The sequence below is a fragment of the Burkholderia sp. WSM2232 genome (assembly GCF_000472545.1).
Taxonomy (GTDB): domain Bacteria; phylum Pseudomonadota; class Gammaproteobacteria; order Burkholderiales; family Burkholderiaceae; genus Paraburkholderia.
Genome location: NZ_AWZV01000019.1, coordinates 84,154 through 96,781 on the forward strand (window position 1 = coordinate 84,154; position 12,628 = coordinate 96,781).

A 12,628-nucleotide genomic window follows, 5' to 3' on the forward strand; every position below is an offset into this window, starting at 1 on the left:
GCACCCGCAATCAGTCTGGAACGTTTGTGCACATACGCCGGTAGGCGGCCGGCGTCATCCGGTAAGCGCGGCGAAACCAGCGGCCGAGGTGGCTCTGGTCCGCAAAGCCGACTTCCGCGGCGACCAGCGCGGGCGCGCGGCCTGTGGCCAGCAACCTGCGCGCGGCACGCAGGCGCAGGCGCACCAGGTACGCGTGCGGCGACGCCCCGAACGCACGCTGGAACAGGCGCGTGAGCTGAAAGCGGTCGATCCCTGCAAGATCGGCGAGTTCGTCGAGGCTAATGTCGTGGTCCATGCGCTCGTGCAAGCAATCGCGCACACGGACGATGGCGGGCGGCACGCTGCGCTCGCCCGTCGGGGACGTGCTGCGCAACTGACCACCCAGGTGTGTCAGCAGACGGCCGAGCGTCTGGTCGCGCGCCAGCCTGCCCTCGTTGCCGAAAATTGCGAGGAATGCCTGCCGGATCGTATCGACGAGGCCGCGATCGTCAACAAGCGTGTGGCCAAAAGCCGCCTGCACGCCGCTCAGGCCCGCAAGGTTCAGCTCGCGCGCCGCGCGCTCCACCCACGCTGGCGGCAGGTACAACATCGCGTAGGTGAAGCCGGTGGTATCGGGCGCGTGGCCGTCGTGTTGCGCGCCCGGCTCGATCAGGATCGCCCGGCCCGGCACGCTGGTGTGCAGCGCGCGATGGCACCGGAAGCGTTGCACGCCCTGCTCGGTATAGCCGATCAGCATCTCGTCATGATCGTGCGGATCATAGGCATGACCGCTGAAATGCGCGCGCAGACTCTCGATGCCCGTTTCCGGATCGCGCCGCGCGACGAGCCAGTTATCCGGGCGGCGCTCGCACAGTGTCGCGCTGGCCATAGCTTGCTTCGCTCCTCTTCATCACCGCGTATGGGGCAGTAGTGTACGTCAGCGAAGAGCCGATGACGGCGCGCACTGGGCCATTCGGCGTCGCGGTAAAGAATGTCAGTGCGCGAGCTTCACGCCGTCGCGATTGCGGTTCTGGACCCGCGCCTGCAACACGATGACAAGCAGCAGGAACATGCCCCGAATGACCGACTGCCAGTACGCCGACAAGCTGATATACCCCAGCCCGTTTTCGAAGTTGAGCAGATTCAACACGAGCGCGAGCAGCGCGACGCCCGCAATGGTCATGGCGATCGAACCTTCGCCGCCCGTGAGTCGCGTGCCGCCGAGCACGACGGCCGAGATGGCGAACAGCTCCCAACCGACACCTTCGTTAGGCTGCCCCGCACCGAACTGTGCGGCAAGAATGCTGCCGGCAATGCCTGCGAGCAGGCCGCTCACCGCATAAACCGCCACCAGCGTGCGATCGACGTTGAGCCCCATGAGCCGCGACGCTTCCTCGCTGCCGCCGATAGCCAGCGCATGTCGCCCGAAGCGCGACGAGCGCAGCGCAATCCAGCCGAGGACTGCCGCGACCGCCGACACGATGCCCGGAACCGGCAAGCCGAACAGGTCGCCTTGTCCGAAGCCCGCGAAGCTCGAATCCGACGCGATGCCCACGGCATCGTTATGACCGAGCAGCAGCGCGAGACCATGCGCGCCCAGGCTCGTCGCGAGCGTGACGATGAACGGCAGAATCCGCATGCGTGTGATGACAAGCCCGTTCAACAGGCCGACAGCAAGCCCGGCGAACGAACCCGCTAGCACCGCCGCGAGGCCGCCGTGCGGACTCGCCAGTGCCGACACGACACTCGCCAGCGCCGCCACGGTGCCGACCGAAAGATCGATCCCGCCGGTGATGATGACGAACGCCATGCCGATCGAAATCAGCAGAAACATGGAGTTGTATCGCCAGAAGGACAGCACGTTGTACGCGTCGGCGAAGTGGTCGTAGCGCGTGACGCCGAGCGCGACGAGCGCAGCGAGCGCGATGACGATAGGCAGGTTCTTCTTCATGTACATCAGCCTCGCTTGCGTTGTACGTACACGGCGACGATGATGATCGCTGCCTTGAGCACCAATGCCGCCGCGTCGGGAATGCCGTGCGCAAGCAACGTATAACGCAGCAACTGGATGATGAGCGCACCGATCAACGTGCCGGTGATCGAAGCCTTGCCACCCGTGAGCGCGGTGCCGCCCACGGCCACTGCCGCGATCGCGTCGAGCTCGACGCCAAGACCGATCACGTTCGCATCCGACGAAGAATTCACCGAAATCGAAATCAGACCCGCGAGTCCCGCGAGGGCCGCACACACCGTATAGGCGATCATCTTGACGCGCGCCGTCGGAATGCCGGAGAGATACGCCGCATCCTCGTTGCCGCCTGTCACCAGCAGATATTTGCCGAACAGCGTCTTGCGCACGATCCACGCGAAAACGGCGACGAGCGCGAGCATCAGGAGAATCTGGAAGGGCACGCCCGCGACCTTGCCGAGCGCGATCCATTGAAACGCCGGGTTGGTGAATGCCTGCAGGCTGCCGTCCGTGACGACCTGAGCGATGCCGCGCCCGGCGATGAACAGCACGAGCGTAGCGACAATAGGCTGCACGCGAAGGCGTGTGACCAGCAGACCATTGAATACGCCGCACAGCGCGGCCGCGATGATCGGCAGCGTGAAGGCGAGCGCGATGCCGGCCGGGCCGGCTATGTTCATGAAGAGCATGGGCGCGAGCGCGCCGGCAATTGCCATTGACGCGCCCACCGACAGATCGATGCCGCCTGTCGCCACCACCAGCGTCATGCCGATGCCCACGATGACGATCGTCACCACCTGCGTGAGATTGACGTTGAAGGTTTGCAGCGACACGAAGTGCTGCGTGAAAAGCAGATTGAACACAATCATCGCAACGAGCACGATGATTTCGCGCTGGATCGCGACGCTGCGTCTTTTCTTTATCGGCGCGTGAACGATGGGCGCCGCGCGCTGGGTGTCATCGATCATGTTTGGCTTCCTCCACCGCTTCGGCGAGCGTCGACTGCCCGCGCGCGCCGTATGCGATTGCGTCCATGATCGAAGCTTCGTTCATCTGCGCGCCGTCTAGCTGTGCGACGGTTTGTCCATCGCGGATCACGACCGCACGGTCCGCCACCGCCGTCAGTTCTTCGAGCTCGGACGCCGACAGCAGCACCGCCAGCCCCGCGTCGCGCAGTTCGCGCACGATCTTCGCGACGTCGGCCTTCGCGCCTACATCGATGCCGCGCGTCGGTTCATCGAGCAACAGCAGACGCGGATGCGTGGCGAGCCAGCGCGCGAGCAGCACCTTTTGCTGATTGCCGCCCGAGAGTTCGCGGATCGGCTGATCGGCCGAGCGCAGCTTGATGCCGAGCGACTCGATGAAACCATCGACGATTTCTTTTTGCCGGGCGACATCCACCACCCCGCGTTTCGTGAGGGCGGGCAGGCAGACGAGCGTGAGGTTGTCGCGTACGGACAGTTCCGGCACGATGCCCTCGGCCTTGCGGTCTTCCGTCAGATACGCGATGCCGTGCGCGATCGCATCTTTCGGCGACTTCCATGCAACGGTCTTGCCGTTCATCGAAAGTGTGCCCTTGGCCGGACGGTCAGCGCCGAACAGCAGGCGCATGGTTTCCGTGCGGCCGGAGCCGAGCAGCCCCGCGAGGCCGACGGCTTCGCCCGCATGCACAGCGAGCGAAACGTCCGCGACTTTCGCGCCTGCCGAGAGTCCTTCTGCACTCAGAGCGAGGGCGCCGCGCTTCGCGAGGTTGGCTTCCTTTACCGCGCTGTCTTCGTGTACGACGGCGGCGAGCGTGCGGCCGAGCATGGTGGTGACGAGCTTGAGGTTGTCCATCTCCTGCATCGCACTTTCGGCGACGGTTTGCCCGTCGCGCATCACGGTGACGCGATCGCAGAGCGCATAGAGCTCGTCGAGCCGATGCGACACGAAAATCACCGCGCGTCCGTCGTCGCGCAGACGGCGCACCACGCTGAACAGCAACTCGACTTCGCGCTCGTCGAGCGACGACGTCGATTCATCCATGATGACCATCTTCGCATCCGCCGACACGGCGCGCGCCAGCGCCACCATCTGTTGAATCGCAGTGGAATACTCGCGCACGGGTTTCTTCACGTCGATTTTCAGGCCGAACGATTCGAGCAGTTCACCTGCGCGGCGCTGCACGGCCTTCCAGTCGATCAGCCCGAAACGGCGCGGCTCGCGCCCGAGAAATATGTTCTCCGCGACCGAGCGAAACGGCACCAGATTGATTTCCTGATAGATGGTGCTGATGCCTGCCTCGCGCGCTTCCTTCGGAGTGCGAAAATCGACCTCGCGTCCGTCAAAGCGGATAGTGCCGGCGCTCTTTCGGTATGCGCCGGTGAAAATCTTGATGAGCGTCGATTTGCCGGCGCCGTTCTGACCAATCAGCGCGTGTACCTCGCCGGCCTGAACCGTCAGCCGTGCGCGCTTTAACGCGGCGACACCGCCGAAGGAGATGTCGATGTCCTGCATATCGAGCAAGGGAGCCTGAGCCATCGTGTGTCGTCCATCGTCGAAAGAACCGGAATGACAAGCGGGCGCTTTGAGCAAAGCGCCCGCAAAGGCACGCCTTTCGTTCAATAACCGTACTGCATGCTCGCGTCTACGTTGCTCTTGTCGTAGAAGCGGTCGGACACCTTGACCCACGGCGGAATGGTTTCGCCTTTTGCGTACTTCTGCGCGACGTCGCAGGCAAGCGGGCCGAAGAACGGGCTCGATTGCACGCTTGCGCCGAGTTCGCCCGCCTTGATGGCTTCAAGGCCGCCCTTGGTGCCGTCGATGGTCACGATCTGAATGTCCTTGCCCGGCTGCTTGCCCGCGGCCTTGATCGCCGCAATCGCGCCGAGCGCCATTTCGTCGTTGTGCGCATAGACGGCGGTCGCGTCGGGATGCGCCTGCAACAGCGTTTCCATCACCTGACGGCCCTTGTCGCGCGCGAAATCGCCGCTTTGCGAGGCAACGATCTTCATGCCCGGGTTCTTCGCAATGACCTCGTCGAAGCCTTTCTTGCGATCATTCGCTGCGGACGCACCTGTCGAGCCTTCGAGTTCGATAATGCTTGCCTTGCCGTTGGTCGCCTTCACGAGCCAGTTCGCAGCGCGCTGCCCCTGGTCGATGAAGTCCGAGCCGATGAAGGTGATGTAGTCCTTGCCCGCTTTGGCCATCGACTGGTCGACGTTGCGGTCGACGAGAATTACGGGAATGCCGGCCTTTTTCGCCTGCATGATGACGGGAACGAGCGGCTTTTCTTCGCGCGGCGGGAACACCAGCAGATCGACGTGCTGCGCAATCATGCTTTGAATGTCCGCGACCTGCTTGGCAGCGGAACTGTTGGCATCGGTCATGACCATCTGCCAGCCGCATTTCGACGCGATCTCCTTGAAACTGCGGGTTTCGGCGAGCCGCCAGGGGTTGTTGCTTTCCGTTTGCGCAAAGCCGACCTTCAGCGGCTTCTTGTTCGGGATCTTGGGCAGGGCGTCGTCGGCGGCATGCGCGATGCCGAGGCCGGCGGAAAGGGTGAGCGCAGCGAGTGCGAGAAACGATGCAGCAATCGGGCGCAGGCCCGCTTTCTTCTTGAGCGACAGCATGTCTTCCTCCGATAAGGATGGTTTGCCTGTTTCTTGTCAATGCCGATGCTTGTAATGCCCGGTCTTCTGCCTGCTGCGAGAGTTCTATTACCTGCTAGTCGTTAATATTATTAGTTGCGAGCTGCTTCGTTTCGGCGATGACCCTGACTGAGCCGCGCTCGATCAACGGCCCGTCGAGCTTGACCGTCCGGCGCCGCACCGGTGCGCCCGCCGCGCGGTTGTGTTCCTCCTGCAACAGCGTTTCGACAGCCCACTTGCCCAGTTCGTAGTTCGGCAGCACAACGGTGGACAGCGGCGGATGCGTGTGCCGCGCGATTTCCTGATCGTCGTAGCCGAGTACGGAGACGTCGCCTGGTACGCGCAGCCCGAGTTGCTTGAGCGCTTCTATTGCGCCGAGTGCCATCAGATCGTTAGCGCAGAAAATGGCCGTTGGAGGATTCGGCTCACGCATCAGCGAAAGCGTTTCTTCGAAACCCGTTGCCGGGCCCCAGTCCCCTTCGCGCACGAGTTCCGGCGCAAACGGCAAGTCAGCCGTTGCCAGTGCCGTGCGATAACCCTTCAGACGATCGCGCGCCGCATCCTGCCACGGCTCACCGTTGATATAGCCGATCCGCCGATGTCCCGCCGCGAGCAGATAGTCCGTGGCCGTGTGGCCGCCCGCTACTTCCGCGGGCACGACCGACGACAGGTTGGCCTCGCTGCAATAGCAGTTAAGCAGCACGGTCGGCACGCGCGCGAGCGCTGCGGGCAAGGTCACGCGCCGCGTGAACACGGTTGCATAGATCACGCCGAGCACGTTCGGATTGCCGAGCGTTGCATCCAGCACGCGCGCCTCGATCTCCGCGTTGCCGTGCGTCGAATACACGGCGAGCATGCGGCCGTTCGCGAATGCGGCGTCGCGCGCGCCGTCGATGCTGACAACGGGATGCGGGCTCGTCGAAATTTCGTCGGCCAGATAAACGATCAGATTACGTTCGCCTTGCGCCGTGTTGAACGATGGCAGCGCGCTCGCCTCGCGCGGCGTCATCCGGTAGCCGAGTTCTTGCGCCGCGCGCAGCACCTTGTCGCGCGTTGCGTCGGAAAACTTTGCGCCGCTCGCGTTGTTGAGCACGAGCGAAACCGTCGATTGCGAGACTCCGGTGAGCTTCGCGATGTCGGTCATGGTGGGGCGGCGTTGGGTTGTCTTCTTCATGGGCTGGCGGCAGGAGTGCAGCAAACTTACCACTAATATTGACGATCAACAACGCGCGCTGGCCCTAATGAGATCGGGGTTTCCACCAACTATTACTAATAATATTGACGACTCGATTGCGCCCGTGCGATTCTTTTTGCCATTCATACGGAGGAGACACGCATGGCCCGTTACGACGAAAGCACGAGAGACGCACTCGCGGATGCGTTCAACCGCGACGGCTTTGTGCTGTTGCGCGAGCACTTTCCGCGTTCGACGATAGCGGCCTGGCGCGACGCATTTGCGCCGTTGCTCGAGCCTCATATGCAGGCTGATGCGAACGGCAATCGCGGCCCTGGGCGCTATTACGTGACGCTGCCGTTCGAGGGCCTGTTTGCAGATCCGGCCATCTTCTGCGATGAAGACATTGTCGGCATCGTGGAGCGCGTGGCGGGCCCCGATCCGGTAATGTGCCAACTCGCGACCGACACGCCGGTGCTCGGCTCGACATTCCAGGACTGGCATCGCGATACGCCGCCGCTTTTCGACGACGCGCCCGAAACGCCGTCTTTCCAACTCGCGGTGAACTTCCCGCTCGTCGACGTGGACGAGCGCAATGGCCCGCTCGAGACGACGCGCGGGACCCATCGAATTTCGCGGGACGAAGCGCTGGAAGGACTGGAGGCGAAGCGGTTCGACGCCGAGCGCGTGACCATGCAGGTCGGCGACGTGATGATCCGCGACGTACGCGGACTGCATCGCGGCACGCCGAATCTCACCGGCGATCCGCGTCCGATGGTTGTTATCGGCTATAGCCGCGCGTGGTATTTCCGGCCGGAAGTGCATATCGACGTGCCGCGCAACGTGCTTGCCGAACTTCCTGCGCGGGCGCGCCGTCTGTTGCGGTTTAATCCGGTGGTCGAACAAACCGCACGAACGTTCGACGAGAGCTATCGCCAATTCGCGTATTGAGCGTCGAGCGCTGTTTTCTTCAGGCGCACGCGCACGCGCGGGCGCTGGTTCTATTGTGTGGCCGCGCGCGGCGTGTGCTGCTCGTGGCTTCCAGCTATTGATTCAAGCGGTCCGCGCCGGATCAGCCTGCGTGAGGTGGGCGCCCCACGGTCGACAAGCGACTGACCGCAAGCTTGTCGCGCCTGCATTGTCTCTTCTGCCTCTGTTCTCCCTCTCATCTTTCCCACGCTCGCCCATTGTTGCCATCCGGACAACATGATGTGGGCGTTCGCGATGCTACTCGCGTTCGCGCCCGCTAACTACAATCCGTCACACGCTGGATCCACATGCGAACACAAGCAAACCGCGCGAAACACGTGTCGTGCTGATGAACTGCGCGCGCAGTGCGGCTTACTCCACCTGATCAATAGGACTATTGAATATGAGCAAAACAATCCGCAATGTGCAGCCGGTTACTGCCAACCTCGGAAAGGAAGGTTCCGGCGAACTCGTGTCTTCCCGCTACGCGGTGCAGGTAGGCAACGTCGAGGTCGTGCTGATCAGCGACGGCGTTCTGCCGCTGCCGACTTCCACCATGTCCACTAACGTGAGCGAAGTGGAGCGCAACGAATGGTTCGATGGTCGCTTTCTGCAACGCGACATGTTCGACTGGGCGTTGAACATTGCGCTAGTGCGCAGCGGCGAGCACCTGATTCTGGTCGACTCCGGCGTAGGCGATGGTTTCGAATACTTCACGCGTGCCGGGCAGTCGGTGAGGCGGCTGGAGTCGGCCGGCATCGACCTCGCTGCGATCACGGACATCGTGATTACGCATATGCACATGGATCATGTCGGGGGGCTGAACGTCGACGGCGTCAAGGCCAGATTGCGGCCAGACGTGCGCATTCACGTGTCGGCGGCGGAACTGGAGTTCTGGAAGAATCCCGACTTCAGCAAGACGGTAATGCCAGAAGCGGTTCCTCCAGCGCTCTGTAAGGCAGCTGCGAAGTTTGCAAAACTCTACAGCGAAAATATCAGGCTATTCGACCAGACGGTGGAAGTCGCCGCGGGCGTGACGGCACGCGTGACGGGCGGCCATACGCCGGGACACACCGTCGTGGACGTTGCCTCGAACGGCGAGAAGCTCACGTTCGTGGGCGACGCGATCTTCGAGGTGAACTTCGACAATCCAGACTGGCAGAATGGCTTTGAGCACGATCCAGAAAAGGCGAAGAACGTGCGTCTGGCGCTGCTTGACGAGGCCGCTGAAACCGGCGCTCTGCTGGCGGCAGCGCATGTAGCGTTCCCTTCTATCGGCCATGTTGCGAAAAGCGGCAACGGCTTCCGCTTCGTGCCGGTTCTGTGGGACTACTGATTGTTGAGGAGGCTTTATTTCGTTGTTTCCCGCAGCAGCGGCCGCATACCCGCCGCGCTTCTTCCGAGGGCCGGCGCATCGAAAGATAGGTTTTTCAACGCTGGTGTCGACGAGTATTCTGGCTGATTAAGGAGCAGCGCAAACGTCCCCGCGTTTGCGGCATTGCGTTGGAACAGGAGAAGGCGAGTGGCTTTCGCGGGGTCGCTCGCCTGCTTTCCGCTGTATAGACACAAATTCCGGCCTGCCACTTCCACCGTGCCGCGCTATCAGCTTCGGGAACCCGTGGTCGCAATGTCTACGAGGGATTCCCCTGGTCGGCTGCTATATGCGGCCCGTTCCGCCTGCCGTCGGCCGCCCGCACGCTTCTCCCGCCGCGTTTCCCACCCGGCTCTCCCCATTATTCGTATTTCGCAAATAGCGCGTTCGCTGGTTGTTCCATACCGCGGACGTGCGCCTTCACCCTATCGTAAGGGCGTTGGCCGTTTGCATTCGAATCGTGTTGTGCAAAACGGACGACGAATCTACGCGAGTCGCCTCGCGCACAAAAGCAACGGAGTCGGTACATGGGCTTGCGCTGATTGCGCCCGCACGGCAACCGGCTTTCATGGAGACAGAAATGAAAGTAAATGAGTGGGATACCTCCTACGAATGGAAAGCGGTCACGCTGTTGGCATTGGGCTTCGGACTGGTAGGACTGGACCGCTGGCTCATTGCGCCGCTGTTCCCTTCAATGATGAAGGACCTTAACCTGACCGCGCAGGACGTAGGCAATTGCATCGGAGTGCTTGGCCTATCGTGGGGCGTATTTGCGGCCTTGATGGGCGGTATCTCCGACAGAATTGGTCGCCGCAAGGTTCTCATTCCCGCAATCATTGCCTTTTCGCTGCTTTCAGGCTTCTCCGGTCTCGCCGGTGGGCTCGTCAGCCTCATCGCCATCCGCAGCCTGATGGGGGTCGCGGAGGGCTCGTTCTGTCCGACCAGCTTTGCGGCGACCGCTGACGCATCGCTTCCGCGCCGTCGTGGTTTGAATCTGGGCCTGCAGCAAAGTGGCTTCGCGCTGTTCGGGTTAGCGCTGTCGCCTATCATCGCCACGCAGTTGCTGAGTGTCGTCACGTGGCGCTGGGTGTTCGCCCTTGTTGCAATTCCTGGTCTGATTCTCGGTGCGGTAATGTTCTTTGTCATCCGTGAACCGAAGGTCGTCAAGCAAGTCGCTTCGGAGCATGCACCCGCATCGCTCGGCCATGTTCTCAAGAGCAGGAACATTCTGGTCGCGATGCTCGCCTTGTGCTGCGCCATGACCGGCGTGTTTGTGCTCGGCGCGCTGCTGCCGCTGTATCTCACCGGCTACCTGTCGCTGGACACACAGAAAATGGGTCTGGTTGTCTCGGCTATCGGTTTTGGTGGTTTTCTGGGGCAATTCGGCTTGCCGGGCCTTTCGGATCTCGTGGGGCGCCGCCTCGCGAGCATCGTGGGCTTCGCGGGAACTGCGGTGATGCTGTATGTCTTTCGCGGTCTCGGTGCTCAACCGCTTGCGCTGTTCGCTGTTCTGTTTGTCGCCTCGTTCTTCACGCTCGGCCTTGTTTCGCTGCTCTCCGGACCCGTGGCGACTGAGGCAGCACCCGCCGGACTCATCTCCACGTCCATTGGCGCCGTGGTCGGCGTGGGTGAGATCTTCGGCGGCGGTATTGCGCCGGCCATGGGCGGCTACGTCGCTACGCACTTTGGCATTCAGAACATCCTCTGGCTGCCGATGTGCGCCGTCGTTCTCGGCGTTTTGGTCAGCTTGCTTCTGAAGGAGACGGCGCCGGCAGTTATGCAGCGCCGTACTGTCCTGCAACCGGAGCTTGCCGCGGGCGAGCGGCCGCAGTAGTTCAGACGTGAGCTGCCTCTCTTGCGCTGTCACGCGCCATCTATGCGAGATTGACACCGATCCAGCGACAGTGTGACAACTCCTGCGTGACGTAGCGAGTAGTCTGGTCCATTTAAACTGGCATTTTGCACAGGGGACAGCGCCGCATGGACCGGTTTCTAAGCATCGAGGCATTCGTGAGAGTGGCGGAGGCAAGCAGTTTCGTCGAAGCGGCCAGACAGCTGGGTGTGACGAGTTCGGTGGTGACTAACCGCATCCAGCAGCTTGAAAGGTTCGTCAACGCGCCGCTCTTTCACCGCAGCACGCGCCATGTCCGCCTTTCCGAAGTCGGCGAGGCTTTCTACCGCGAGTGCGCCGAGGTAGTGGGCCGCGTTAATGAGTTGACTGACCAGATGCGCGAGCTTCGCGCGACTCCGACCGGGCGTCTGCGCATTCAGATGCTTCCAGGCTTTGCTCTTGGGCATTTCGGCGCGCCGCTCGCCGAATTTAACCGACGCTATCCGGGAATCCAGCTCGATATCATCGTGAATGACCGCGTGGTGGACCCGGTGGAAGAGGGCTTCGATATCGCGTTCCAGATCTTTCCTCCTATTTCGGAGTCGCTCATTGAGCGTCGGCTGTTCAACGTTCGCCGACTCTTCTGTGCGTCACCTGCCTACCTGGAAAAGCATGGCGCACCGCAGCATCCGCGTGATTTGCTGGGGCACATAACCGCGCTCTATTCAGGCTATCCCTCGCGAAACCGCTGGACGATGACGAACGGTGCCGAGGTCGTGGAGATAGAGTTGCCCGGCATGATCCGTTCGAATTCTGTTCATTTGCTGAAGGACTACGCGCTGACAGGCGGCGGTATCGTATGTCTGCCGACCCTGGTCGCGAGCGACGCGCTGGTCGACGGTACATTGGTGCCAATCCTGACGCACTACGACCTCTCGACATTGAGTTTCGCCGCTGTCTACCCCGCAACGCAGCGTCAGGCATTGAAGGTCAAGGCACTTGTCGAGTTTCTTATTGAATACCTGGGTAGCGAGCCGTCGTGGGATGTTCCGTTGCTCGAGCGCGGGTGGGTGCGTTAGGCAAAGGCGCGAGCCGATTATTCGGGAATCGCAAATGCCGTAGTCGGTGCAGCGCAGGTTGTTGTGACCAGCCAATGCCCATAGAGTTGAATCTGACAAGCAGTTCAACACAGGAGACAGCAATGACCGACACGGCATTCCATACCGTCTTTGGCTCGCTCGATAGCTATAAAAAAGGCGGCATTGAAATCACGAGCGGAAGCGCTCATCACTATGCCTTCTCGAACGTCTTCGAGGTGGCCTCCAGATCGGCGCCTTACGAAAAGGTCGTCGCGGGCAAGAACCTCGAATACGTCATTGAAGTGCTGCGGACCGAAGGCACGTCGCCGTGGTTCGCATGTGCGCACGACGAATTCGCCATTCAGATGGATGGCGAAGTCCAGATCGAATTCATCAAGCTCGACAACCCGCCGACGTCAGGACGCGGCACTGTGAGCGCGGGCACAAAGCCTGCCGGACGCAAGATGGGGTACGTCGTCCTGCGCAAGGGGCACCAGGCCCTGCTTCCCGCAGGCTGCGCATACCGTTTTGTCGCAAGCAGACCCGGAGTTGCGCTTGTGCAGACCATTCTCGGTGAGTTGTCTGTGGAAAAGTGGGCAGATATCTGCCTGCACTGATCGCCCGAC

The 12,628-nt window shown here is 61.8% G+C and carries 11 protein-coding genes; 5 read left to right on the top strand and 6 right to left on the bottom strand.

Annotation, left to right across the window (positions count from 1 at the left end; all coding sequences use genetic code 11):
- Positions 1 to 10: 10 nt before the first annotated feature.
- The 6 genes from F757_RS0118695 to F757_RS0118720 all read right to left on the bottom strand — a co-directional run bounded on the left by F757_RS0118695 (position 11) and on the right by F757_RS0118720 (position 6,751).
- Complete coding sequence (locus F757_RS0118695; protein ID WP_027212719.1) at positions 11 to 868, bottom strand: AraC family transcriptional regulator; 858 nt, start codon at positions 866 to 868, stop codon at positions 11 to 13.
- Positions 869 to 973: 105 nt separating this feature from the next.
- Positions 974 to 1,930 carry an ABC transporter permease gene (locus F757_RS0118700; RefSeq protein WP_027212720.1) on the bottom strand — a complete coding sequence of 319 codons (957 nt, stop codon included), beginning with the start codon at positions 1,928 to 1,930 and terminating at the stop codon, positions 974 to 976.
- Between the two features lie 5 nt (positions 1,931 to 1,935).
- Complete coding sequence (locus F757_RS0118705) at positions 1,936 to 2,916, bottom strand: ABC transporter permease (protein WP_027212721.1); 981 nt, start codon at positions 2,914 to 2,916, stop codon at positions 1,936 to 1,938.
- A complete protein-coding gene (locus tag F757_RS0118710) occupies positions 2,906 to 4,468 on the bottom strand; it encodes a sugar ABC transporter ATP-binding protein (protein WP_027212722.1) in 1,563 nt (520 codons plus the stop codon). The genes F757_RS0118705 and F757_RS0118710 overlap by 11 nt, the downstream gene beginning before the upstream one ends.
- An 80-nt stretch (positions 4,469 to 4,548) precedes the next feature.
- Positions 4,549 to 5,559 (bottom strand): ABC transporter substrate-binding protein, encoded by a 1,011-nt coding sequence (locus F757_RS0118715; RefSeq protein WP_027212723.1) that lies wholly within the window; start codon positions 5,557 to 5,559, stop codon positions 4,549 to 4,551.
- Positions 5,560 to 5,653: 94 nt separating this feature from the next.
- Positions 5,654 to 6,751: a LacI family DNA-binding transcriptional regulator gene (locus F757_RS0118720; protein ID WP_013342828.1), complete on the bottom strand. Its 1,098-nt coding sequence runs from the start codon at positions 6,749 to 6,751 to the stop codon at positions 5,654 to 5,656.
- A gap of 162 nt (positions 6,752 to 6,913) precedes the next feature.
- Between F757_RS0118720 and F757_RS0118725 the strand changes: the two genes are divergently transcribed.
- The 5 genes from F757_RS0118725 (at position 6,914) to F757_RS0118745 (ending at position 12,619) form a co-directional block, all read left to right on the top strand.
- The gene (locus tag F757_RS0118725) at positions 6,914 to 7,702 is read left to right on the top strand and encodes a phytanoyl-CoA dioxygenase family protein (RefSeq protein WP_027212725.1); all 789 of its coding nucleotides are present in this window, start codon (positions 6,914 to 6,916) and stop codon (positions 7,700 to 7,702) included.
- Positions 7,703 to 8,123: 421 nt separating this feature from the next.
- Complete coding sequence (locus F757_RS0118730; RefSeq protein ID WP_027212726.1) at positions 8,124 to 9,056, top strand: MBL fold metallo-hydrolase; 933 nt, start codon at positions 8,124 to 8,126, stop codon at positions 9,054 to 9,056.
- A 616-nt stretch (positions 9,057 to 9,672) separates the two neighbouring features.
- The gene (locus F757_RS0118735; RefSeq protein ID WP_027212727.1) at positions 9,673 to 10,926 is read left to right on the top strand and encodes an MFS transporter; all 1,254 of its coding nucleotides are present in this window, start codon (positions 9,673 to 9,675) and stop codon (positions 10,924 to 10,926) included.
- A 146-nt stretch (positions 10,927 to 11,072) separates the two neighbouring features.
- Complete coding sequence (locus tag F757_RS0118740) at positions 11,073 to 12,002, top strand: LysR family transcriptional regulator (RefSeq protein WP_027212728.1); 930 nt, start codon at positions 11,073 to 11,075, stop codon at positions 12,000 to 12,002.
- A 122-nt stretch (positions 12,003 to 12,124) separates the two neighbouring features.
- Positions 12,125 to 12,619, top strand: a complete 495-nt coding sequence (locus F757_RS0118745; protein WP_027212729.1) for a hypothetical protein — start codon at positions 12,125 to 12,127, stop codon at positions 12,617 to 12,619.
- Positions 12,620 to 12,628 lie beyond the last annotated feature (9 nt).

Coding starts and splice junctions, on each gene's coding strand:
- F757_RS0118735 (WP_027212727.1), top strand. CDS start 9,673: ATGAAAGTAAATGAGTGGGATACCTCCTACGAATGGAAAGCGGTCACG.
- F757_RS0118730 (WP_027212726.1), top strand. CDS start 8,124: ATGAGCAAAACAATCCGCAATGTGCAGCCGGTTACTGCCAACCTCGGA.
- F757_RS0118740 (WP_027212728.1), top strand. CDS start 11,073: ATGGACCGGTTTCTAAGCATCGAGGCATTCGTGAGAGTGGCGGAGGCA.
- F757_RS0118710 (WP_027212722.1), bottom strand. CDS start 4,468: ATGGCTCAGGCTCCCTTGCTCGATATGCAGGACATCGACATCTCCTTC.
- F757_RS0118745 (WP_027212729.1), top strand. CDS start 12,125: ATGACCGACACGGCATTCCATACCGTCTTTGGCTCGCTCGATAGCTAT.
- F757_RS0118725 (WP_027212725.1), top strand. CDS start 6,914: ATGGCCCGTTACGACGAAAGCACGAGAGACGCACTCGCGGATGCGTTC.
- F757_RS0118700 (WP_027212720.1), bottom strand. CDS start 1,930: ATGAAGAAGAACCTGCCTATCGTCATCGCGCTCGCTGCGCTCGTCGCG.
- F757_RS0118705 (WP_027212721.1), bottom strand. CDS start 2,916: ATGATCGATGACACCCAGCGCGCGGCGCCCATCGTTCACGCGCCGATA.
- F757_RS0118695 (WP_027212719.1), bottom strand. CDS start 868: ATGGCCAGCGCGACACTGTGCGAGCGCCGCCCGGATAACTGGCTCGTC.
- F757_RS0118715 (WP_027212723.1), bottom strand. CDS start 5,559: ATGCTGTCGCTCAAGAAGAAAGCGGGCCTGCGCCCGATTGCTGCATCG.
- F757_RS0118720 (WP_013342828.1), bottom strand. CDS start 6,751: ATGAAGAAGACAACCCAACGCCGCCCCACCATGACCGACATCGCGAAG.